This window comes from Gymnodinialimonas sp. (assembly GCF_059726805.1).
Genome location: NZ_AP041059.1, coordinates 1,151,949 through 1,173,433, shown reverse-complemented (window position 1 = coordinate 1,173,433; position 21,485 = coordinate 1,151,949). Strand labels below are relative to the sequence as shown.

General features: G+C 64.8%; 19 protein-coding genes and 1 tRNA gene. 9 read left to right on the top strand and 11 right to left on the bottom strand.

Features of this window, described 5'->3' with window-relative positions:
• Window positions 1–2: 2 nt before the first annotated feature.
• Genes AC6I9R_RS05805 through AC6I9R_RS05795 form a run of 3 tightly spaced genes read right to left on the bottom strand, consistent with a single transcriptional unit; the run spans window position 3 to window position 3,074 of the window.
• Complete coding sequence (locus tag AC6I9R_RS05805) at window positions 3–1,517, bottom strand: tripartite tricarboxylate transporter permease (protein WP_461427882.1); 1,515 nt, start codon at window positions 1,515–1,517, stop codon at window positions 3–5.
• A gap of 15 nt (window positions 1,518–1,532) precedes the next feature.
• On the bottom strand, window positions 1,533–2,072 hold the full coding sequence (locus AC6I9R_RS05800; RefSeq protein ID WP_461427881.1) for a tripartite tricarboxylate transporter TctB family protein: 540 nt from the start codon (window positions 2,070–2,072) through the stop codon (window positions 1,533–1,535).
• Window positions 2,073–2,129: 57 nt separating this feature from the next.
• Complete coding sequence (locus AC6I9R_RS05795; RefSeq protein ID WP_461427880.1) at window positions 2,130–3,074, bottom strand: tripartite tricarboxylate transporter substrate-binding protein; 945 nt, start codon at window positions 3,072–3,074, stop codon at window positions 2,130–2,132.
• Between the two features lie 116 nt (window positions 3,075–3,190).
• Between AC6I9R_RS05795 and AC6I9R_RS05790 the strand changes: the two genes are divergently transcribed.
• The 5 genes from AC6I9R_RS05790 to AC6I9R_RS05770 are packed head-to-tail and all read left to right on the top strand — an operon-like array spanning window position 3,191 to window position 8,367.
• Window positions 3,191–3,994, top strand: a complete 804-nt coding sequence (locus AC6I9R_RS05790) for an IclR family transcriptional regulator (protein ID WP_461427879.1) — start codon at window positions 3,191–3,193, stop codon at window positions 3,992–3,994.
• On the top strand, window positions 3,991–5,334 hold the full coding sequence (locus tag AC6I9R_RS05785; RefSeq protein WP_461427878.1) for an aspartate aminotransferase family protein: 1,344 nt from the start codon (window positions 3,991–3,993) through the stop codon (window positions 5,332–5,334). The genes AC6I9R_RS05790 and AC6I9R_RS05785 overlap by 4 nt, the downstream gene beginning before the upstream one ends.
• Window positions 5,331–6,188 (top strand): MBL fold metallo-hydrolase, encoded by an 858-nt coding sequence (locus AC6I9R_RS05780; RefSeq protein WP_461427877.1) that lies wholly within the window; start codon window positions 5,331–5,333, stop codon window positions 6,186–6,188. The genes AC6I9R_RS05785 and AC6I9R_RS05780 overlap by 4 nt, the downstream gene beginning before the upstream one ends.
• Window positions 6,185–7,456 carry an aspartate aminotransferase family protein gene (locus tag AC6I9R_RS05775; RefSeq protein ID WP_461427876.1) on the top strand — a complete coding sequence of 424 codons (1,272 nt, stop codon included), beginning with the start codon at window positions 6,185–6,187 and terminating at the stop codon, window positions 7,454–7,456. The genes AC6I9R_RS05780 and AC6I9R_RS05775 overlap by 4 nt, the downstream gene beginning before the upstream one ends.
• Entirely contained in the window at window positions 7,453–8,367 is a 915-nt protein-coding gene (locus tag AC6I9R_RS05770; protein ID WP_461427875.1) for a phosphotransferase enzyme family protein, read from the top strand. Before AC6I9R_RS05775 ends, AC6I9R_RS05770 begins: the two co-directional genes overlap by 4 nt.
• On the opposite strand, the gene AC6I9R_RS05765 is transcribed toward AC6I9R_RS05770, so the two are convergent.
• Genes AC6I9R_RS05765 through AC6I9R_RS05755 form a run of 3 tightly spaced genes read right to left on the bottom strand, consistent with a single transcriptional unit; the run spans window position 8,351 to window position 11,713 of the window.
• Window positions 8,351–9,112 carry a phosphate/phosphite/phosphonate ABC transporter substrate-binding protein gene (locus AC6I9R_RS05765; protein WP_461427874.1) on the bottom strand — a complete coding sequence of 254 codons (762 nt, stop codon included), beginning with the start codon at window positions 9,110–9,112 and terminating at the stop codon, window positions 8,351–8,353. The genes AC6I9R_RS05770 and AC6I9R_RS05765 overlap by 17 nt on opposite strands.
• A 13-nt stretch (window positions 9,113–9,125) precedes the next feature.
• Complete coding sequence (locus AC6I9R_RS05760; protein WP_461427873.1) at window positions 9,126–10,799, bottom strand: tetratricopeptide repeat protein; 1,674 nt, start codon at window positions 10,797–10,799, stop codon at window positions 9,126–9,128.
• A complete protein-coding gene (locus AC6I9R_RS05755) occupies window positions 10,796–11,713 on the bottom strand; it encodes a fatty acid desaturase (protein ID WP_461427872.1) in 918 nt (305 codons plus the stop codon). The genes AC6I9R_RS05760 and AC6I9R_RS05755 overlap by 4 nt, the downstream gene beginning before the upstream one ends.
• Window positions 11,714–12,055: 342 nt before the next feature.
• Here AC6I9R_RS05755 and AC6I9R_RS05750 point away from each other — a divergent pair, with 342 nt between their 5' ends.
• The 4 genes from AC6I9R_RS05750 (at window position 12,056) to AC6I9R_RS05735 (ending at window position 15,635) form a co-directional block, all read left to right on the top strand.
• The gene (locus AC6I9R_RS05750) at window positions 12,056–12,700 is read left to right on the top strand and encodes a LuxR C-terminal-related transcriptional regulator (protein WP_461427871.1); all 645 of its coding nucleotides are present in this window, start codon (window positions 12,056–12,058) and stop codon (window positions 12,698–12,700) included.
• Window positions 12,697–14,520, top strand: a complete 1,824-nt coding sequence (locus AC6I9R_RS05745; RefSeq protein ID WP_461427870.1) for a sensor histidine kinase — start codon at window positions 12,697–12,699, stop codon at window positions 14,518–14,520. Before AC6I9R_RS05750 ends, AC6I9R_RS05745 begins: the two co-directional genes overlap by 4 nt.
• Window positions 14,521–14,595: 75 nt before the next feature.
• The gene (gene rarD, locus AC6I9R_RS05740) at window positions 14,596–15,492 is read left to right on the top strand and encodes an EamA family transporter RarD (RefSeq protein ID WP_461427869.1); all 897 of its coding nucleotides are present in this window, start codon (window positions 14,596–14,598) and stop codon (window positions 15,490–15,492) included.
• 53 nt (window positions 15,493–15,545) lie between these two features.
• Window positions 15,546–15,635 (top strand) — tRNA-Ser (locus AC6I9R_RS05735).
• Window positions 15,636–15,897: 262 nt separating this feature from the next.
• Here AC6I9R_RS05735 and AC6I9R_RS05730 read toward each other — a convergent pair.
• Genes AC6I9R_RS05730 through AC6I9R_RS05710 form a run of 5 tightly spaced genes read right to left on the bottom strand, consistent with a single transcriptional unit; the run spans window position 15,898 to window position 21,463 of the window.
• Window positions 15,898–17,022: an anhydro-N-acetylmuramic acid kinase gene (locus AC6I9R_RS05730; RefSeq protein ID WP_461427868.1), complete on the bottom strand. Its 1,125-nt coding sequence runs from the start codon at window positions 17,020–17,022 to the stop codon at window positions 15,898–15,900.
• Complete coding sequence (locus tag AC6I9R_RS05725) at window positions 17,012–17,983, bottom strand: serine hydrolase domain-containing protein (protein WP_461427867.1); 972 nt, start codon at window positions 17,981–17,983, stop codon at window positions 17,012–17,014. Before AC6I9R_RS05725 ends, AC6I9R_RS05730 begins: the two co-directional genes overlap by 11 nt.
• Window positions 17,983–19,668 (bottom strand): ABC transporter ATP-binding protein, encoded by a 1,686-nt coding sequence (locus AC6I9R_RS05720; RefSeq protein WP_461427866.1) that lies wholly within the window; start codon window positions 19,666–19,668, stop codon window positions 17,983–17,985. Before AC6I9R_RS05720 ends, AC6I9R_RS05725 begins: the two co-directional genes overlap by 1 nt.
• On the bottom strand, window positions 19,665–20,504 hold the full coding sequence (locus tag AC6I9R_RS05715; protein ID WP_461427865.1) for an ABC transporter permease: 840 nt from the start codon (window positions 20,502–20,504) through the stop codon (window positions 19,665–19,667). The genes AC6I9R_RS05720 and AC6I9R_RS05715 overlap by 4 nt, the downstream gene beginning before the upstream one ends.
• Complete coding sequence (locus AC6I9R_RS05710) at window positions 20,501–21,463, bottom strand: ABC transporter permease (protein WP_461427864.1); 963 nt, start codon at window positions 21,461–21,463, stop codon at window positions 20,501–20,503. The genes AC6I9R_RS05715 and AC6I9R_RS05710 overlap by 4 nt, the downstream gene beginning before the upstream one ends.
• Between the last annotated feature and the right edge of the window lie 22 nt (window positions 21,464–21,485).

The window sequence follows — 21,485 nt, the reverse complement described above, 5'->3', positions numbered from 1 at the left end:
TCCTACCGCTGTTGCGTGTCGTGGAGGGCATGATCACCGGAAGACGGCGCGCGCAATTCCTTGATCAGCGTCCAGAGGTGAAGGGCGATCACCAGGATGATCATCGCAAAGATGATCATCGCGATGGGCCGGTCGATCATGTCGAGCGGCGAGTTCAGGCGCGGCAGGGCGGAGCGGAGTTTCACCTCCATGATGCCGCCCAGAACCATGCCCAGAATGATCGGCACAATCGGCAGATTGAGGCGCTTGAGGATCAGGCCGAGGACGCCAAAGCCCGCCGCGATCATGCAATCGGTCAGGGAATTGCGCAGGGAGTAGACGCCGACGAACGACAGCAGAAGGATCAACACGCCGAGAAACCGCGTGGGGATTTTGATGATCTTTGTCAGTAGGTTGGTGGAAAACAGCAGAAACACCATCACGATGACATTCAGCAGGATCAGCGCGAAGTAGAGGCCGTAGACCAGATCGATATCGTTTTGGAACAGCTGTGGGCCGGGGATGACGTTGTGGACGTAGAAGACCGACAGCATCATCGCGGTCAGCGCCTCCCCCGGGATGCCGAGTGCCAGAAGCGGGATCATCGCGGCAGCGGGGACGGCGTTGTTGGCGGCCTCCGACGCGATCAGCCCCTCGGGCGATCCCTTGCCGAAAGCCTCCGGCGTTTTGGAGGTTTTCTGGGCGTAGGTGTAGGACATGAACTGCGCGGTGAACTCGCCGGTGCCGGGGATCATGCCGAGGATCACGCCGAAGCCCGAGGCGACGGAGGCCACGCGCTTGTGCTTGAGCAGTTCGCGGAAGCCTGCTGACATTCGGCCCGCGACGGGCTTGGCGTTGGGGGATTCGTCCGGCGCGGTCAGCAGGAAGAACGCCTGGGACAGCGCGAAGAGGCCGAGGACGACGACGATCAGGTTCACACCAGAGCTGAGGAAGCTGAGGTCGAAGGTGTAGCGCGGCGTGTAGGTGACAGCATCGAGCCCCACGGTCTGCAGGAAGATGCCGAACATCGCCAGAAGACCCGCCGCCATGATCTGGCCGCGATGGGCGAGGATCACGAGGATGATGCCCAGAAGCGCCGCAAGGAAGATCTCGCGGCTGCCGAACATCGGCGCGATGATGGCCAGAACGGGCGACAGAAGGATCAGGCAAAGGATGCCGAAGATGCCGCCCCAAAACGACGCGGAATAGGCCAGCGACACGGCGCGGTGCGCCTCGCCGTTCTGGGTCATCGGGTAGCCGTCGTAAGACGTCAGCGCGTTCACAGCGGTACCGGGCGTGTTGATTAGGACGGCGGGAATTGCGCCGCCGTACATGCTTGAGCCATAGATGCCGAGCAGCACGGTAAGACCAACGATGGGATCAAAGGCGAAGGTTGCGGGCAACAGGATCGCGATGGCCACGGCGGGGCCAACGCCCGGAATGGCGCCAATGATCACGCCGCCGATGGAGCCGATGAACAAGGCCAGGACCACGTCCCAACGGGCCAACATCTGGGCGCCTGCGAGTAGGTTTTCCATGGGGAGGCCGCCCTGTCAGAGGTAAATGAGGAAGAATTGGCGGATGCCGTCGGGCAGGTATTGGTAGATCTCTCCGGCGGGGAGACGCACCTGCAAAAGCGATTTGAACAGGACCACGATGGCCACCGCCGCGCCGGCCGCCGCCAGTAGCGCGCCACCACTGCGGTAGCCTGCACGCAGGGCCAATGCGACGGCAAAGACCACGGTCGTGGGAAGGTAGCCCGTGTAGGGCACCACCAGCGCGTAGACGATGAACCAGCCTGCGTATTCCAGGGATGAGAGCCAAAGCCAAACCTCGGACCAGCGCCCCTCGATCCGTTCCGATAGCGCGGACCCCAGCAGGTGAAGGGCCGAGAACAGCGCCATGCCCGCCAGCGAGACGCCGGGCCAGAACCGAGGCTGCGCAAACAATGCGTTGCCGTTGCGCCAGGTGGTTTGGCCCCAGAGTTGCGACAGCATGAAGATCGAGAAGATCAACAGCACCCAGGCAAAGACGATGTCACCCGGGCGGCGATAGCGCTTGAACAGGGCTTGCAGAGTTTTCGCGCGGGACATGGGGCGGCTCCGGTGCAGGGCGAGGCCGGGCAGCGCGCGCCGCCCGACCCATTGCGCTTATTCGGCCAGCATCGCCTCGATGCCTGCCAGCGTCTCGATATCCGTCTGGATCTGCGTGACGACCTCATCGGCGGGCTGCCAGTAGACGAGCGCGCCCGTCTCGGCGGCCAGGGCCTGGGCGCGGTCGGACATCACCGTTTCACGGGCCACGGCGATGATCGCGTCCTGGATGTCCTGCGGGGTGTCGCGGTGCACGAAAAGGCCGTTCCAAAGGGCGACGTCCAACTCGGGCGCCAGTTCCGCCACCGTGGGGGCGTCCGGCGTCAGGCTGATCCGCTCGGACCCGATGGAGGCCAGCACGGTCACGTCATCCAGGCACGGCAGGATCAGTTGCAGCGTGGTGTTGATCACATCCACATCGCCCGAGGCGAGCGTGTTGCAATCCAGCGCATCGAAGGCCGCGTCTGCGGCGTAGGAAAAGCCCATCTGGTTGGCGAGGCCCAATGTCACCTGCGTCGGCACCAAGGGGGCGCCAAAGTGTCCGAGGACGACGCCGTTGTCGGCGGCATGGGCAGCGAGTTCTTCCATGGTCTGGTACGGCGCATCGCCCGACGTCGCGATCACGAACGGGTAGGTCAGGAAATTGCCAAGGGGCACGAAGGGGTCGGGGTTCAGCTCGGGAATGCCGATCTGGGGGCCAACGACGGGCACGGCGATGATGAACGACCCGATGGTAGAGCCATCGGCAGGCGCATTGGCCACGTCAATCGCGCCCGGGAACGGACCGCCGCCGCCGCCGGGGCGGTTCACGACAGCGGCAGGCACGCCGTAGGCTTCCTGGAAATCCTCGGCGATCATGCGCGTCAGGATGTCTTCCAGATCACCGGGAGGCCACGGCACAACGAATTCGACGGGGCCTTCCGGGTACTCAGCCAACGCAGGCCCGGCAAGTGCGGCCATGGCCACGGCAACCGCGGTCAATGATGTGGTGAATTTGGTCATAGGTCTTCTCCCTGCAGCGGTTCATATTTTGAACCATCATTTCAGAAAAAAGGTTGCCTTGTGAAATATCCTCTGTCAAACTTTTTCTGAGAATTGGATGGGAAGGGATGGTCTGGATGTCCTCTGCGACGAAGACCCTGGAACTGCTGGCCTACTTCACGACCGCCCGGCCCGAGATCGGGTTGTCGGCGATGTGCCGCCTTGCCGGGCGCGACAAGGCGACGACCTACCGGCACCTTCAGGCGCTGGAAGAGGTTGGTTTTGTGGAGCAAAATCCCGCGTCCAAGATGTACCGCCTGGGTCCCGCCGTGCTGCAACTGGCCCAGACCCGGGAAGCCACAGTGCCCCGCAAGGCCGCCGCAGAAGCCGCTTTGACGCGCCTGGCCGAAGCAACCGGAGAGACGAGCCACGTCACGGTTCTTTCGGGCGGCACGATCTACGCGCTGGCCTCATGCGAATCGCACGGCCACGCCACGCGGGTGATCATCGACGTGAGTGTCTTCCCGCTGCACGCAACGGCCTCGGGCCACTGCGCGCTGGCATTCGGGCCCACAGAACTGATGGACCAGGTCACGGACGACCTTGAGGTCTTCACACCAAACACGCCCCGCTCTGCCGCGCAGGTAGCGGGGGCCGTCGCGGCGGTACGCGAGACCGGCTTTGCCCATTCCGATCGCCATTATGGCGAGGACACATACTCCATCTCGGCCCCGATCTTTGATCAGACGGGCCTGTTTGCAGGCGCCGTCTCCGTGGCCTGCGTCGCGACCCGCGTCACTCCCGAATTGACCACCCGCGTGCAGCAAAACCTGATGACCGCCGCCCGAGACATCACCCGAAACTGGGGTGGCACCTTGCCCCACATTGTCGAGGCCGCCTGGGCCCGCACCTTGTCAGACACATTGGAAATCGCCTCATGAAAGACTCCAACTTCCTCAAAGAGAACAACGGGCGTCTGATGTGGCACCCGATGACCTCGCCCCAGGACAGCATCGACACGCCGCCCAAGATCATCACCGAAAGCCACGGCGTACGGATCAAGGACATCGACGGGCATGAGGTTGTCGATGCCGTGGGCGGGCTGTGGAACGTGAACCTCGGCTATTCCTGCCAGCCGGTGAAAGACGCGATTGCGGGCCAGTTGGACCGGCTGCCCTACTATTCGACGTTCCGGGGCACCTCCAACGATGCGGCGATTGAGCTGTCTTACGAGCTGTCGCAGTTCTTCGCCCCCGATGGGCTGAGCCGCGCGTTCTTCACTTCGGGCGGGTCGGATTCTGTGGAGACCGCACTGCGCCTCGCCCGCCAGTACCACAAACTGCGAGGAGAGCCGGGGCGGGTGAAGTTCCTGTCGCTGAAGAAGGGCTATCACGGCACCCACATGGGCGGCGCGTCGGTCAATGGAAACGCCAATTTCCGCACCGCCTACGAGCCGCTTTTGCCCGGCTGCTATCACATCCCCGCGCCCTACACCTACCGTAACCCGTTTGGCGAAACCGACCCGGCCCGTCTGGCGCAGCTTTGCGCGCAGGCGCTGGAGGATGAGATCGCCTTTCAGGGCCCCACCACAATCGCCGCGATGATCATGGAGCCGATCCTGGGCGCGGGCGGCGTGATCGTGCCCCATGAAACCTTCGCCCCGATGGTGCGCGAAATCTGCGACCGCAACGGCATCCTCTTGATCACCGATGAGGTTATCACCGCCTATGGACGCACGGGCGCGTGGTCTGGCGCGCGGCTCTGGGGCATCCAGCCCGAAATGATGGCGACGGCAAAAGCGATCACCAACGGCTACTTCCCGTTTGGCGCGGTGATGCTTGGCGACAAGATGATCGAGACGTTCGAGAACAACGCCTCGGCCAAGATCGGCCATGGATACACCTACTCGGGCCATCCCGTAGGCGCGGCGGCGGCGCTGGCGTGCCTGGCGGAAACGCAACGCCTGAACGTGGTAGAGAACGCTCGCGCGCGCGGCACGCAGCTTTACGAGGGCTGCCTTGCGTTGAAGGAGAAATACGACGTCATCGGCGATGTGCGCGGTGGGCAAGGGTTGATGACGGCGATTGAGATGGTCAGCGACCGCGCGACCAAAGCCCCGGACGCAACGTCTGGTGCAACGGTCCAAGAAGTCGCCTATCAAAACGGCGCCATGGTGCGTGTCTCGGGTCCGAACCTGATCCTGTCGCCGCCCCTGATCCTGACCGAAGAGGACGCAGGCACGATCCTGACGGCGCTCGACAAGGGCTTCGCGGCGCTGTGAGCGGCGACTACATCGTTCTGTTGGGCACCAAGGGCGGACCCTCGCAGCGGCCGGACTCGTCCAAGCCGACGTCGAACCTCTACATGCTGGACGGCACGCCGATTGTCGTGGATTGCGGCCTGGGCGTGACCCACGGGCTGACTGGCCAGGGCATCGCGCTGCGCGATCTGTCGCTGATCTTCATCACCCATCTACACGCCGATCACTATCTGGAACTTGGGCCGCTGATCCACACCGCCTGGACCTCGGGCCTGAAGACGCCCATCGACATGTATGGGCCGCCCGGACTGGCGTCGTATTGGGCAAATTTCCTTGAGGCGATGCGCGCCGACATCGACCTGCGCATCGTGGATGATGGCCGCCGGGACATACGGGACTTGGTGCGCTTCCACGCGGTGGCACCGGGTGAGGTCATGGCCCGCGATGGCCTAACCGTCCACGCCCTACGCACGCAGCATCCGCCGATGGCGGATTGCTTTGCCTATTCCTTCCGAACGTCCCACACCCATGTCGTTTACTCCGGCGACACCGCCCCCCTGGCCGCCCTTGCGGAATTCGCGCGGGGTGCGGATCTGCTGATCCATGAGGCGATGTTGGTCGAGGCGCTACCGGCCCTGATGGCGAAACTCGGGGACACCGAGGGCACGTTGCAAGCGCGGCTCTTGCGGGTCCATTCGCCCGCCCAGGACGCCGCCGCCATCGCCGCGCAGGCGGGCGTGAAAGCGCTGGCCTTCTCGCACCTGATCCCCTCGGACGATCCCAATTTTTCGCAAGCCGAATGGCGCGAGGCTGCCAAAGGCATCTACGACGGCCCGCTTCACATCGGCCACGACGGCTTGAGGATCGACCTATGACCGACCTCATGGCACGCCGCCGCGCCCTACTTGGCCCCAACGTATCCACCTTCTACGACAGCCCGGTGCATATTACCCGCGGCGAGGATGTGTGGCTTTGGGACGCGGACGGCAAGCGCTACCTCGATTGCTATAACAACGTGGCCCATGTCGGCCATTGCAACCCCCGCGTGGTCGACGCGATCCGCACCCAGGCCGCGACGCTGAACACCCACACGCGCTATCTGCACGAGGGGATCCTGGACTATGTCGCGCGGCTGACCGCCACCTTTGATGAAAGCCTGTCCACCGCGATCCTCACCTGCACCGGGTCCGAGGCCAATGACATCGCCCTGCGCATGGCCGAGGCTATGACCGGCAAGCGCGGCATCATCGCGACGGACGCCACCTATCACGGCAACACGACGCTGGTCAGCCAACTCTCGCGCAGCAATGCCCCCGAGGTGGGGTTTGGAATGGACCGCTACCTGCGCCACGTGGAGGCGCCCGACAGCTACCGCATAGACGACCCCGACGGCACGCGCTTCGCCGCCCATACGGCCAATGCGATCGAGGCGCTGGAAACGGACGGCACGGGATTTGCCGCCCTGATCATCTGCCCCCTGTTCCTGAACGAGGGGTTCCCGACCCAGGCCGAGGGTTGGCTGCAGCCCACCGCCGAGGTCGTGCGGGCGGCGGGCGGCTTGCTGATCTGCGACGAGGTGCAATCGGGGTTCGGACGCTCTGGCAGTCATTTCTGGGCCCATCAGCGACAGGGCGTGACCCCAGACATTGTCACTATGGGCAAACCGATGGGCAACGGTCACCCGGTCGCAGGCCTTGTCACGACGCCGGACATCATGGCCCGCTTCCGCCATTCCTTCCGCTATTTCAACACCTTCGGCGGCAACCCGGTGTCCTGCGCCGCCGCCATGGCCGTGCTGGATGAGATCACGGACAAAGACTTGCAAGCCAACGCCTTGCGCGTCGGGGAACAGGCGGCGAGACACCTGCGCGCCCTGGCGGACCGTCATGAGGTCATCGGCGATGTGCGCCAAAGCGGCATGGTCTTTGGCTGCGAATTCGTCCTGGACCGCGCGACAAAGGTCCCGGCGTCCGACTATGCCGACCGCGTCGTCAACGCCCTTCGCCAGCGCGGGTTTCTGTTGTCGAAGCTCGGGCGGCACAAGAACACCCTGAAGATCCGCCCCCCGATGACGTTTGGGACAGCGCATCTTGAGATGCTGATGACGGCCCTGGATGAGGTCCTGACGCAGGTCGCGCCATGACCGATCAGGTCGACGCGGCCCTTTCGCTTTGGGGGTTGGCGGGGGCCAAAGCCACATTCATCACCGGGCGAGAGAACCGCGTCTACCGGGTGCAAACGCGCGAAAACACCTACGCCCTGCGCTTCAAGCGCCCAGGCTACCGCAGCGACGCAGAGCTTCGGTCCGAACTGCAATGGATGGCGGCCATGGATGCGGCGGGCCTCAACGTTCCCAAACCCATCCCCTCACGCAAGGGCGCGCTTCTGGAGCGGATAGAGGACCACCGCGTGGACATGCTTGGCTGGTGTGCGGGCACGCCCATCGCGCCCTCGCCCAAGACCTTCCACCGCCTCGGCACAGACATCGCCCGGCTGCACGACGCCTGTGACGCCTGGAGGCCCCCAACGGATTTCACAAGACACAGCTGGAACGCGGACGGCCTGCTGGGGGAGGCCCCGGTCTGGGGCCGGTTCTGGGAGAACCCCGCGCTCGACCCCGACACCCGCGCGCTGTTGATAGAGTTCCGAGAGGTGGCCGCCAAGGAGCTTGCGGCACTAGGGCCGAGCCTCGACACGGGCCTGATCCATGCAGATCTGGTGGCCGATAACGTGCTGACCACAGGCGACGCCATCACGTTCATTGATTTCGACGACGGCGGTTACGGATATCGGCTGTTCGAACTTGCAACGGTGTTGATGAAACATCACGCGGCGCCGGATTTCCAAGCCCTCACGGAGGCACTCGTTGCGGGCTACACCCGTCAGCGCAGCTTGGACACGGGCCCCCTCGATCTGTTCCTGGCGCTGCGCGCCGTGACCTATGTGGGCTGGATCATGCCCCGCCGCGCCGAGCCCGGCGCCGCCGCGCGCGAGGCCCGTTTTGTGCAAACCGCCCGGATCCTGTGCCAGCGCGCCCTCAAAAAGGCGGGCTGATCGTGTCGTCGGGGTTGCGGACGCTCAGGTAAGCCGCCTTCGGGATGCGCACGAGGCCCTTGATCCCCAAGGCATCGGCATCCTCTGGGCTGAGCTTCTCCAAGGCCCCCTGCACCGCGTCAAAGATCACGTCGGGATCGCAGTGCCTGGCCGCGATCAGCGGCAGGCCCGGCGTTGGTGTCGTCCAGTCGAGCACGCGAAGAGCCTTTGCAAATGGCTCAAACGCCTGAATGTTGCGCCAGGTCACGGCGTCGATGGCGGCGATATCCGCCTGCCCCTCGGCCACAGCACGGGCAGAGGCGAGATGGCCGCCGGTTTGAATGCGCCGTTCTGTGAAGAAGCCGTGTGGCTGTGTGTGCCAATAGGGGGCCGCGAACCCGGATTGAGAAAAGCTTTGATTGTAGGCAAACCGCGCGTCATGGAATGCCGCAACACCCTCGCGCGGGTCGTCGGCGCGCACGACTAGGGCACTGCGGTAGTAGCCCGGCGCGCAGCCCTCCAGCCCGTAATCCGGCGTGCCGACCAGTGCGACGTGATCGTGCAGCCACAGGCGGAACGGCATCCCGCAGGTCTGGCTGAGGACCAGGTCCGGGTGGCGCCAGACAAGAAACTCTTCCGCGTCCTGAGACAGCGCCTGGGGCGCATCCATGCCGGCGCTCTGCAAACGCATGCGAATGCCCGCCCACAGCCTGTCATGGGCGCCCGCCAACTCTGGCCGTTGGTACATCATCAGACTGGCGATCATTGGCGGGCTTTCGTTAGGGCGCGCAACAGGCTTGCGCGGCGGCGCGGCAAAGGCAAGACGAGGTGATCGGGACATCCGCTTTGGCCAAGGCGAGGGCAAGTTTTTCCTCCAACCCGGGCAATTCAACCGTCTCTTTGCGCAGCCGCAGGCATTCGACAAGGCCGTGCAGGGCCCAGACGTTGTCATGGTGCTGCGCGCAGCGATGTAGCTTGTCGTTGAGGCCAAGATCGGAGCGGTAGATGTCCTCGGCCTCGGCATAATGCCCCTGCTCGGCCAGCAAAGCCGCGAGCGCGTGGCGCGGCGGGTGCATCCAGGCCCAGGGCTCTGTGTATTCCAGGGTGTCGCTGCGATGGACCGCTTCGCGCAGATGATCGAAGGCCTTGGCGTAGTCCCCGGCATGGTAGGCGACCTCGCCCTCCAGCATCATCTCCCCTACCGCGAGGATCGACTTGGCGGCGTTGTTGAAGAACCGCCGATTCTCGGGCACGCGGGCCAAGGCGGCGTGAAACTTAACACGCTCTTCCTCCGCTGCCTTCGCGCCGCCCAAGGCGGCCTGCGCCACGCCCTTGGCGTAGTGGTGCATCGCGGTGGAGACGCAATAGAGCACCGGATCGTCGGGCATGGCAGCGTCCACGATGTCCTGCCACAGGCCAAACCGGACAAGCACATGCATCCGCATCGCGTAATACCCCTCCATCGTGATCGCCATCTGGGGCCGGTCTTTGACGCTCAACACCTCTTTTGACAGGGTCGCGCACATCTTGTTGGCGGCGGCTAGCGCAGGCTGCAACTGGCCGAGGAACATGCAGGCATACATCATCAGGTGCAGGTCATGGCACCGCGCGGTTGTATAGAAATTGAACGCACCCGCGTGTTCTACGTAAAGATCATCGGCGCGGATCGCCTTGTCGCTGGCGTGTTTGGCCTTCTCATACTCCCCGCAGAGGACATAGGTGTGGCCGGGCATATGGTTCATGTGGCCCGCATCCGGGCACATGTCGCCCAGCAGATCCGCGGAGCGCATTGCCTGTTCGGGTGCTGCCGACATCTCGGTCGCGTGGATGTGCAGGTGCAGGATCGCCGGGTGCTGCGGCGTCCCGCGCGCATCGTTGCGGGCGATTGAACCCTCGATGATCTCAAGCACCTCCAGCACGTCAGAGCCCGGCGCGGGCGCGCCCGTGCGCACATCCCACAGCTTCCAGGCGGTGCGCGTCATCAGCGCCTCGGCGGTCAGGGCGGCGACATCATCGTCGTCTGAATGCGCCGCATAGACCGCCCGCATGGCCGCTGCATAATCATCATCCCAACGGTCAAACGTCTCTTGCGACACCCCGTGGGGCTGTTGGAACCGCTGCGCCAGTGCCGCCACCAAGGCGCGTTCCACCGCCGTGCCCGACAGCGCCTGGGCGGCCTGGACATGGGCATGACACAGACGCGCGGCGGCCTCGGCCTCTGCCGGGCTGAACTGCCGCCAGACGTTATTGTAGAACGGCCCGGTGCCGTAGGCGATGCCCCAATGGGCCATCATGCACGTGGGGTCATGATCCAGTGCCTTTTGGAAACACGCGACGCCTTCCTCATGGTTGAACCCGTAGCACCAGTTGAGGCCCTGATCGAACCAATGCTGCGCCTCGGGCGAACGGGTTGAGACGGGCCGCTTATGCGCGCCGAGGTCGAAGGTGATCATGGCGGGCTCTCATGGGACAGCACTTTGGTCACGAAACTGCGGTGGAACCGGACGTAGCCGGGTTGCAGGTGGGTGATATGGGCTTTGGCATGTTCGTGAAACGCGGGCAGCTTGTGGAACGGGACCGCGGGATAGGCATGGTGTTCCGCATGATACGGCATGTTCCACGCCAACGCGCGAACCAGCCGCGTGGTCAGGGTCGTGCGCGTGTTGTCCAGCATTGATGCCGCATGGGGGCACCGGGCATGTTCGGCCAACAGATAAGCCCTCAGGAATGGTCCGCCCATCAGCAGGGGCAGTAGCCAGACCAAGAGCGCGGCAGGGGTCCAGAACCATAAGCCGACCGCCACGATGCCAGCGTAAAACGCCAAAAGGCACCGCGCTTCGGTCTTGATGCGCGGCTTTGCGCCCTCTGGCACATAGGCGTCCCGGTTGGGCCTTGTCGCGTTGCGGATCAGGACGGTCAGGCGCTTGGCGATATCGGGCAGGCCCGACAGATAGACCGCATATTGCCAAATGGTTTCGGGCTTTGGCGTCGCCAGCTCGGGATCGTTGTCGGGGTCGTGGGTGTGGCCGTGATGGGCCAGATGGAAATACCGAAACCACTCTGGCCCGATCAGAACGAAGGCCCCGCAGATCCGACCGACCCAGATGTTCAGCGCGAGGGTCTTGAAAGGCGTGCGGTGGGTCGTCTCATGCAAGGCGGTGAACAGAAAGCTGATCAGGATGCCCTGCACCAGCATCAGAAGGGCCATCATCGGCACATCACTCAGGATCAAGACCGCCCCTACCCCAATCGCGCCGATATGGCCTGCAAACTGGCGGACGCCAGGGGCATCGGTACAGGTGGTCAACGCCGCCCGGACATCGGGCGGCATCTCAGCAACCAACGTCTTGTGATCCATTGAGGTCATGGCATGCATCCGTGCAGCAATCAGCAGCTTGGAAAAGACTACATCGCCTTTCGCGCGGCAAGGACAGAGCTTTGAGGGCTCGGCACAAAGAAACAGCCAAGAATGCGGGCGGCACACGCGAAGGCGGTAATTGCCTTTACACTCTTACGTGCGCCGCCCCATTCCCTTCAATGGCTTGATTGAAAGCGCTGGCGTGCGGTCATTGGTTCTAGAAGATTTGATTTCCCCAATGACGTTGACCCTACGTCCCCTTCACCCCACACGCCTATATGTGGATTCACACATGTTGCCCGATTACCGCGACCGTTTAAGGTGAAATCAACGCCTGCAAGGAACCCGCCCGTGCCCGACCACTCTGTCCTGATCATCGAGGACCGCCCGGATATCGCCGACAGTCTTTGCGCCGCCGTGATGGCGACCGATGGCATTGAAGTGGCGGCGGTTGCGGGGGACCTTGACCGGGGCTTGCAGCTTCTGTTCGAGGTGCGCCCCCGGGTCCTTCTGGTCGATATCGGACTTCCCGACGGCAGCGGCGTGGACGCCATTCGCGCGGTCTCACAGGTCGATTGGCAGGTCGACGCCTTGGTTATTTCGATCTTCGGAGACGAGGCGCGGGTGATCGAGGCGATCCGCGCGGGCGCCAAGGGCTACGTGCTGAAGGGCGGCGATCTTGCCCATATCGGAGAGGACATCCACTCCGTCCTGGATGGTGGAAGCCCGATCAGCCCGGCCATCGCGCGCCACCTTCTGGCGGTGCTCAACGACCCGCGCGACAGCCCCACCCCGGAAGGCGCCTCCACCCTCACCAACCGCGAGACCGAGATCTTGCGCGCGGTCGCCCGCGGCTACAAACGCCACGAGATCGCCGCGCAACTGGGGATCTCGGCAGGCACGGTGGGCAATCACATCACCAGCATCTACCGCAAGCTGGAGGTCTCTTCCAACATCGAGGCGGTGGCGATCGCCTCACGGGCCGGCATGTTGTGACCGCGCCGCTGCTTCGGATCTCGATCGCGATGACGGCCTGGGTGGCGCTTCTGACGGCGCTGCTCTTTGCGCTCAACATTGGCCGGATCACTCCCGTCGACGGTGCGCGCTTCATTGATAGGGCGACCCTTTGCGTCGACCCGCAGCAGCCTGAAACCTGCACCGACGTTACCCTGCCCTACCATTCCGAGCGCCCGTTTGACGAAGGGACGCTGACCCGCACCCTGATAGCCCAGATCACTTTTGATACCGTGCCCGACACCGTGCAGGCGCTCTACTTACCCAAGCTCGCCGATACCGTGACGGTTACGCTCAACGATGTGACACTCTTTGAGCCCCGCGACGACGTTCGCCTCTGGAGCACACCGCTGTTGGTCTCCCTCCCGCCCGCGCTGCTGCGCGCGGGCCAGAACACAGTCACCCTGACGCTTGAGGGCCCCGGGCCGGAGGGGCTGGATCTCTGGCAATTTCACGTTGGGCCACACGCGGTACTGGCGCAAAGCCACGCGACACGGTTCGCGATTGGGCAAGGCGTGGCGCGGTTTTCCATGGGTCTGATGGGGGTGCTGGCCGCAGCGCTCCTGCTGATCTGGTGGAACCGCCGGGCCGAGATGCACTATTTCTGGCTCGCCGCATCCTGCCTGAGCGCGCTTTTCATCCTCACCCACTATGCCTTCGGAACCTCCATCGGGTCCTACAAGATCTGGACGATCCTCTGGCCCTTCTCGGCCGCCGTCTATGTGTTCACGATCCTGAAATTCCTGCGCCACCTGGTGTCCCTGCCCGTGCTGCTTCTGGAAAAGGCACACCTCGGGATGATCCTCCTGTGCCTTGTCACCGCCCTTATCCTTCCGGGCGGCTACACATTCGCGATGGCGGTCACGGTCAACACGCTCAGCGCGCCGTCGGCGGTTGCGGTTTTGGTGATCCTGTGGATGCGACGCACCGACCTTCCGGGGCCCGACTTCCCGGTCTTCTTCGTCTGCATCTCCCTAGCCGTGACCCTCGGCATCTACAGCCTGATCATCACCGCGCTCCCCCACACGCCGCGCAGCCTGCCGCTGTTCCAGGTCATGCCCACGGTCATGTCCTTTGCCTGCGTCTACCTGATCCTGTCGAAGTTCCTGCAAAGCCTGCGCGGGTACGAGCAGTTGACCGATACGCTGAACCAGACCCTCGGCCAGCGCACGGCGGAGTTGGAGCAAAGTTTCACGCGCCTGGCCGAGACTGAAAAGCGCGAAGCGATTGCCCAGGAACGCTCGCGCATCATGTTGGACCTGCACGACGGCTTGGGCGGCCAGTTGGTCAATACACTCGCCTACATCCGTCGCACCGGGTCGGGCGATGACACGATCCGGCGGGCGCTGGAGGACGCCCTGCGCGACCTTGCGATGATGCTCGACAGTGTTGAAAGCCAGGAAAGCCTCGTGACGCTTCTGGGCATGATGCGCACCCGGCTGGAGGGGCTTTTGGCCGACAATGGCATCGCCTTCGACTGGCAGATCGGGGAAGAGCCGGTGGCGCCCGTCTCAGGCCCCTCGCCCAACCTGAACCTGGCGCGGATCGTGCAGGAGGCGATTACCAACGTCATCAAGCACGCCGACGCCAGCGTGATCCGGGTGGCGACCGACGCGCGCACGATCACGATCAGTGACAATGGGCGCGGCTTCGACGCGCAAGCCAATTGCGCCTCGGATCGTGGGCACGGTATCTCCAACATGACCCGCCGGGCCGAGGCCTTGGGCGCAGGCCTCAAGGTCGCGTCGGGTTCCACGGGCACAGAGATCACCCTGACCTTCCCAGAGGTGCCGCTGCCCTGAGTCGGCCCCTTATTATCGGGCCCTTGTTGTCCGACGCTATGGGGCCTAAGCCTTGCCCGAAGGTAGGGACACCCCATGGCACAACCGCAAAACGACGACACCCCCGCAGGCTTTGCCTATGCGGTCAGCGCTTACGTGCTGTGGGGCGGATTGCCGATCTACCTCAAGGCGCTGTCCCATGTCTCTCCGCTCGAAGTCGTAGCGCACCGGGTGATCTGGTCCTTGCCGATCATCGGCGCGCTGATCTGGATCACCGGTCGCACGGCGGACCTGAGGGCTGCCTTGCGCACGCCGCGCCTGCTGGCCATGGCCGCGCTCACGGCGCTGTTCATCTCGGTCAACTGGGGCGTCTACATCTGGGCCATCGCCAACGACCGCGCGCTGGACGGCGCGCTTGGCTATTACATCAATCCACTGTTCAGCGTCTTCCTGGGCGCCGTGCTTCTGGGGGAGCGGCTGAGCCGCCTGCAGTGGGCCGCCGTCGCACTGGCCGCCCTTGCCGTGGTCGTCCTGACGGTCGAGGACGGCCGCCTGCCCTGGGTCGCCCTGGCCCTAATGCTCAGCTGGGGCGGCTACGCGTTTTGCAAACGCAAACTGCCCGTCGGCCCCAACCAGGGCTTCTTTCTGGAGGTCGCAATCCTCTGCGTGCCCGCGCTCGCCTATCTGGCATGGCTCGGGGCGACGGGCCGCGGCAGCTTCATGGCGGGCGTGCCCTGGGACACCTTGCTGTTGATCGGCTGCGGCCTGGTGACGGCGATCCCGCTGATCCTCTACGTAAACGGCGCCAAATTGCTGCGGCTCAGCACGATTGGCATCCTGCAATACATCGCCCCCACCCTGATCTTCCTGGTCGCCGTGTTCCTCTTCAACGAGCCCTTCGGCCCCGCCCGCATGATCGCCTTCCCGATGATCTGGGCCGCCCTCGTGCTCTATTCCATCGCCCTCTTCCGCCAGTCCCGCGCCGCCGCGTGACCGGTCGGATTTCTGTCTTGTTTTCCCGGGACGCCGACATTAGACGGGTCAGCGGAGACGTGGCCGAGTGGTCGAAGGCGCTCCCCTGCTAAGGGAGTAACGGGGAAACTCGTTCGAGGGTTCGAATCCCTTCGTCTCCGCCATTCCTTCATTTACGCTACCGCCTGCGGCTACTTGAGCGCATGGCGGGTTGCTCGAACTGCGTCCCCTCTGCTCCGCAACCCCCTCTCCCCCCTATTACTTTGGAACGGTTCCGTAAAATATGGCCGTGCAAGACCACATATGCTGCTACGGCCTGCGGCGAAACGGCCCAGACCATCGCGCGACCACCAAACCACCAAGTTCCTCCCCATCGCTGCCCACACGCCAATCCGGCCACGCAAGATCCGTGACCGTCCGCTCCAATCAGCCCAGAGCCACCCGCCCCGCCGCCATCGGCACAGCAACCCCAGTGGTGCCCGGGTAGCTCACTGGCAGGCCGTGCAACCGGCGCATCGCCAGGAAGGCGAAGCATTGCGCCTCGGTTGCGTCGCCTTCCCATCCGGCCACCTCGGCGCGGTCGACCTGAACGCGGGCGTAGCGCTCGATCATCGTCAGGAGCGTCGGGTTGCGCCGCCCTCCGCCGCAGACGATCAGGCGCTTGGGCCGTTCAGGCAAAAGGTCGAGGCCCAGGCCCACGGCGCTTGCGGTGAACGCCGTCAGGGTCGCGGCCCCGTCCGCGTCAGACAGCTCCGCCACCCAACCGTGGCCAAAATCAAACCGATCCAAGGATTTGGGATAGGCCCGACGCAGGTACGGATGCTCTAGCGCCTGCGCCAGCAGCCCCTCGTCCACCCGACCCGAGGCAGCCAAGTGCCCGTCCCGGTCCATCTCTCCCAGGACCCGCGTGGCGACGAAATCGTTGATCGGCGCATTGGCGGGCCCGGTGTCAAACGCCGCCAAACCGCCCTGCCCGTCGCGCGCCGTGACGTTTGCCACTCCACCGAGGTTCAGGATCGCCGTCGCCCGCTCCCCTTCCAGCCGCGCCAGCAACGCGCCGTGGTAGACGGGGCATAAGGGCGCGCCCTGCCCGCCTGCCGCCATGTCGCCGCTGCGGAAATCATAGACCACCGGCACGCCCAGACGACGCGCCATGCCCGGGCCATCGCCCAACTGTCGCGTCTGGCCCAAGCGCCCCGCTTCCGGCGCCCGGTGCAGCACCGTCTGCCCGTGGAACCCCACCGCGGCGATGTCGGCCAGCGCCAACCCAGCCTCTGCCACCAAGCGCGCCACCGCATCCGATTGCGCCAAAGTGATCCGCGCCTCGGCCCTTGCGAAAATCTCGGGCTCCGGCCCCTCGAACGCCCAGGCCTTCGCCTGCTCCAGGCAGGCCGCCAACATGTCGTTGGTTTCCGCGTCGTAGGGGTAGAGCGCGTAGACCCCGAACGCCTCGATCCGGTCGCCATCGGTGCGCAGCAGCGCGACGTCGATGTTCCCGTCCAGCACCGTCCCGGTCATCAGCCCCACGCACCAGCGCATCTCAGCCGCCATAAAGCGCCTCCCCCACAGCGATCCGCAGGGCCGCGATGCCCGTCTCCGCGTGCCGCGACGGATGCACCCGGTTGGTCAAAAGTGCCCAGACGCGGCCCGCGTCCGGGTCAATCCAAAGGCCCGTCCCCGTGAACCCCGTGTGCCCTATCGTCGCCGCGCCGCAAAGCGGCCCACCGGGCCACCCGTCATGGCGGATTTCCCAGCCATGGGTCCGCGTGCCCGCCACGCGCTCTCCGGCCAGTCCCGGCCCGCGAGCCAGAACCCCTGCGCCGAAATCCAGCAGCGCATCCATCGTGCCGAACAACCCCGCGTGGCCCGAGCCTTGTAGCGCAAAACAATTCTCGTCATGGACCTCGCCACGCATCACACGGCCCCGCCAGGTGCAGGCCTCCGTCGCGGCGCAGGCCGCCGGATCAGGTGTGAAGGTGAACCCCGCACCCGGATCCATGTCGCGGATGCTGCACCCCTCCAAGCGTTCCAACGCGATGCCCAGAAGGATGTAGTTGATGTCGGAATAGACCGGCGTGCCCTGCCGCGCCCACTGTCGCTGCAAGACGAAGGCGCGCAGCGTGGCGGGGTCATTTCCGTAGGTGTAGATCGGCTCGACCGCCGGGAAAGGTGTCTGGTGGGCGAGGCATTGGCGGAACGTCACCCCGCGCTCCCAGCAATCCGGGTGGTACTGACGGAAGTCCGGGATCACGCTGGTCAACGGCGCATCCAGGTCGATCCGCCCCGCAGCGGCCTGCGCCAAGATGCGCTCTGCCGTGAACACCGTTTTGGTCAAAGACGCGAGGTCAAACAAGGTCTCGCGCGTCATCGGGACGACTTCGGGCACCACCTGGGCGGCCCCCGCATAGGCCCCTAGGCGCCCAGTCTCATCGAGTAATCCAAAGACCGCGCCGGGAATGCGCCCGGCTTCCACGGCCTCCGCCACCCGTTCCCATGCCGCCGCAAACCCCATCACCCGACCTCCGCTGCAAAACGGTGCCCGGGGCCGTGCTCTCGCCATATGACAGGCGCGGGCTCCCACCCTGCCGGGCGCAGGGTTGAGGGGACCTCATCGGTGTCCAGGGCGAAGTCCACCTCTCGTTTTTCCAGCGATGGCACCGCCGCCATCAGCTTGCGCGTATAGGCGTGCTGCGGGTTTGAGAGGACGTCTTTCGAGGGCCCCATCTCCACGATCTGCCCCGCGTAAATCACCGCAATTCGGTGCGCGATCCGCTCCACCACGCCCATGTCGTGGGACACGAACAGATAGGCGAGGCCGAATTCCTTCTGCAAATCCATCAGCAAATCCAACACCTTGGCCTGCACCGAGACGTCGAGGGCCGATACCGCCTCGTCCAGCACCAGTATCTTCGGCTCCGGCATCAACGCACGCGCGATGCACACCCTCTGCCGCTGCCCGCCCGAGAATTCATGGGGGTAGCGGTCCAACGCATCGGCCGGCAGATCGACCTTGTCGAGCAGCATCTGCATCCGCGCGACACACGCCGCATCCACACGGCCCCCCGCCGCGATGACCGGCTCGGCCAGGGCTGTGCGCACGTTCATGCGCCCGTTGAGCGAGGCGTTGGGGTTCTGGAACACCATCTGCACGGCGCGGTCGCCGTCGCAGGCAATCCGGCCCTTGGTCGGGTCCACCAACCCCAGCACCGCGCGGGCCATCGTCGACTTGCCGGACCCGCTTTCGCCCACGATCCCCAACGTCTCTCCGGGCTTCAAATCAAACGACACGCCCGACACCGCATGAACCACGCCCCTGGGCCTGCGCAGGAAGCCGCCCCCGACGGGGAAGCGCACCGCGAGGTCCTCCACCCGCAGCGCTGCCGCCCCCTTTGCCCGCCCCTCAGGCGCCGCCGCGCCGTGGCGGAAATGCGGAACCGCGCTTAGCAGATGTCGGGTATACGCGTGCTGGGGCCGGTCGATGATATCGCCCGCGCTGCCGCTTTCCACCACCGCGCCGTCCTGCATCACGACGACCTTGTCGGCGATGCCCGCCACGACGCCGATGTCGTGGGTGATGAAGATCAGCCCCGTCCCCGTTTCTCGCTTCAACTCGGCCAGAAGTGCCAGGATCTGCGCCTGGATGGTCACGTCCAGCGCCGTCGTCGGCTCATCCGCGATCAACAGCCGGGGCTCCCCGGCCAGCGCCATCGCGATCATGATCCGTTGCAGCATCCCGCCCGACATCTGGTGCGGTGCCTGATCCAGCCGACGCTCCGCGTCAGGTATCCGCACACGGTCCAGGGCGCGCACCGCCGCCTGCCGCACGGCACGGCCCGACATGCCGTGGCGCTTGGCGAAGATCTCTCCAATCTGGGTGCCGACCTTCAGGACCGGGTTCAGCGACGTCATCGGTTCCTGGAAGATCATCCCGATCTCGCGGCCGCGCAGGCGCTGCAACTCGGCCTCTGAGGCGCCCACCAGATCCACCGCACCGTCCAAGGTGATCGACCCGCCGTTGATCGCCCCACCGCTGTAATCAATCAACCGATTGATCGACATCGCGGTGACGGATTTCCCTGACCCGCTCTCGCCCACAATGGCCAGGGTCTCTCCGGCAGCGACGTCGAAACTGACGCCATGCACGACCTCCATGGCGCCAAACCCCACGCGCAGGTCCTTGACCGACAACAGCGTCATACCCGCCCCCCCTGCGCCTTGGGATCCGTGATGTCGCGCAGCGCGTCGCCCAGAAGGTTGAAGCCCAGAACCGCCAACATGATCACCGCCGCCGGGTAGATCAGCAGCCAGGGTGCTAGTTCCATCAGGTTGCGGCTGTCCGATAGCATCAGGCCCAGGGACGGGTGCGGCGGTTGCGTGCCGAGGCTGAGGAAGCTCAGCGCCGCCTCCGTCAACAGCGCCCAGGCCAGCGCCAGCGTGAACTGCACCGTCAGGGGCGCCACGAGGTTGCCCAAGAGGTGCCGCGACAGGATGTACGTGCGCGAACTGCGAAACGTGCGCGCCGCATCCACGAAGCTGCGGGTCTTCAACGACAGGGCCGGGCCCCGCGCCACGCGGGTGAAAATCGGCGTGTAGACGATGGCGATGGCCAGCACGCTGGTCCAGAGGCCCGGCTGCAGGATTGCCACGATCAAAAGCGCCAGCAAGATCGCCGGAAACGCCAGCAACACGTCCATCGAGCGCATCGCAACCCCGTCCCACAGCCCGCCGAACCACGCCGCCGTGAGGCCCAGGATCGTCCCCAGTGTCGCCGCCAATGATACCGACAACAGCGCCACGGCAAACGACCGCCCGATCCCCTCCATCAACCGGCTCAGCATGTCGCGCCCGAACAGATCGGTGCCCAACAGATAGGTGCCGCTCGGGGCTTGCAGCCGCGCCAAGCGGTCTTGCGCCAGCGGATCGTGGGGTGTCACGCCCAACAATCCCAACAGCGCCGCGAGGCCCAGAACGCCAATGATCACAAGGCTGATCCGCCCCGCGGAGTGTCGCCACAATGCGCCCAGAACGCTCATGACTTGCCCCCATAGCGAATGCGCGGGTCCAGCGCCGCGTAGGCCAGATCGACCAGCAGGTTCACCAGCATGAAGTTGAAGGCGATGAACAGGATCACGCCTTGCACCAGCGCATAATCCCGCTCCAAGATCGCATCCAGCACCACGCGGCCCAGGCCCGGCAGCGCGAAAATCTGCTCCACGATCACGGCGCCGCCCAGCAAATAGCCGAACTCCACCCCGCTCAACGTCAGGACCGGGATCAGCGCATTGGGCAACGCGTGGCGCCAGATCACGTAGCGCTGCGAAAACCCCTGGGACCGCGCCGTGCGCACGTAATCCTCGGACAAGATATCCAGCATCGCCGCCCGCGTAATCCGCGTGACCGCTGCCGCAAAGGCCGTTCCCAGCGCAAAGGCGGGCAGGATCATCTGCGCCAGGTTGCCAAGGGGGTCCTCGGTGAACCGCACGTAGCTGCCCATCGTGGGCAGCACGCCGAAGCCCACCGACAACAGGTAAATCGCCAGCAATGCCACCACGAAATTGGGCATCGACTGGCCCACCATCGCAAAGATGCGCACGATCAGATCAGACGCCCGGTTCGCCCGCACCGCCGCAAAGACGCCTGCCGGAAGACCGATTGCCAAAGCAATCACCATCGACATCAGCGCCAGTTGCAGCGTCAGCGGGAACCGCTCCAGGATCAGGTCCAGCACCGGCTGCCCGTAGGTGACCGATATCCCCAGATCACCGCGAAACAGCCCCGCCAGCCAACGCCCGTATTGCACCGCCCAGTTCTGATCCAGGCCGAAATACGCCGTCAGCGCCTCGCGCTGCGCGGGCGTCAACATGCCGCCCTCGGTGCCCAGCATCGCCGTGATGGCATCGCCGGGCACCAGCCTGATCGCCACAAAGACGAAGACAGAGACCCCCAACATGACCAGCGGAAACACCGCCAGTCGCCTAAGCAGATAGCTCATGTCAGAGGCCCCGGTCGCGCTT

Bases quoted from the DNA above. Each gene is read 5' to 3' on its own strand.
- AC6I9R_RS05805 (WP_461427882.1), bottom strand. From the start codon at position 1,517: ATGGAAAACCTACTCGCAGGCGCCCAGATGTTGGCCCGTTGGGACGTG.
- AC6I9R_RS05800 (WP_461427881.1), bottom strand. From the start codon at position 2,072: ATGTCCCGCGCGAAAACTCTGCAAGCCCTGTTCAAGCGCTATCGCCGC.
- AC6I9R_RS05795 (WP_461427880.1), bottom strand. From the start codon at position 3,074: ATGACCAAATTCACCACATCATTGACCGCGGTTGCCGTGGCCATGGCC.
- AC6I9R_RS05790 (WP_461427879.1), top strand. From the start codon at position 3,191: ATGTCCTCTGCGACGAAGACCCTGGAACTGCTGGCCTACTTCACGACC.
- AC6I9R_RS05785 (WP_461427878.1), top strand. From the start codon at position 3,991: ATGAAAGACTCCAACTTCCTCAAAGAGAACAACGGGCGTCTGATGTGG.
- AC6I9R_RS05775 (WP_461427876.1), top strand. From the start codon at position 6,185: ATGACCGACCTCATGGCACGCCGCCGCGCCCTACTTGGCCCCAACGTA.
- AC6I9R_RS05770 (WP_461427875.1), top strand. From the start codon at position 7,453: ATGACCGATCAGGTCGACGCGGCCCTTTCGCTTTGGGGGTTGGCGGGG.
- AC6I9R_RS05765 (WP_461427874.1), bottom strand. From the start codon at position 9,112: ATGATCGCCAGTCTGATGATGTACCAACGGCCAGAGTTGGCGGGCGCC.
- AC6I9R_RS05760 (WP_461427873.1), bottom strand. From the start codon at position 10,799: ATGATCACCTTCGACCTCGGCGCGCATAAGCGGCCCGTCTCAACCCGT.
- AC6I9R_RS05755 (WP_461427872.1), bottom strand. From the start codon at position 11,713: ATGACCTCAATGGATCACAAGACGTTGGTTGCTGAGATGCCGCCCGAT.
- rarD (WP_461427869.1), top strand. From the start codon at position 14,596: ATGGCACAACCGCAAAACGACGACACCCCCGCAGGCTTTGCCTATGCG.
- AC6I9R_RS05730 (WP_461427868.1), bottom strand. From the start codon at position 17,022: ATGGCGGCTGAGATGCGCTGGTGCGTGGGGCTGATGACCGGGACGGTG.
- AC6I9R_RS05725 (WP_461427867.1), bottom strand. From the start codon at position 17,983: ATGGGGTTTGCGGCGGCATGGGAACGGGTGGCGGAGGCCGTGGAAGCC.
- AC6I9R_RS05720 (WP_461427866.1), bottom strand. From the start codon at position 19,668: ATGACGCTGTTGTCGGTCAAGGACCTGCGCGTGGGGTTTGGCGCCATG.
- AC6I9R_RS05715 (WP_461427865.1), bottom strand. From the start codon at position 20,504: ATGAGCGTTCTGGGCGCATTGTGGCGACACTCCGCGGGGCGGATCAGC.
- AC6I9R_RS05710 (WP_461427864.1), bottom strand. From the start codon at position 21,463: ATGAGCTATCTGCTTAGGCGACTGGCGGTGTTTCCGCTGGTCATGTTG.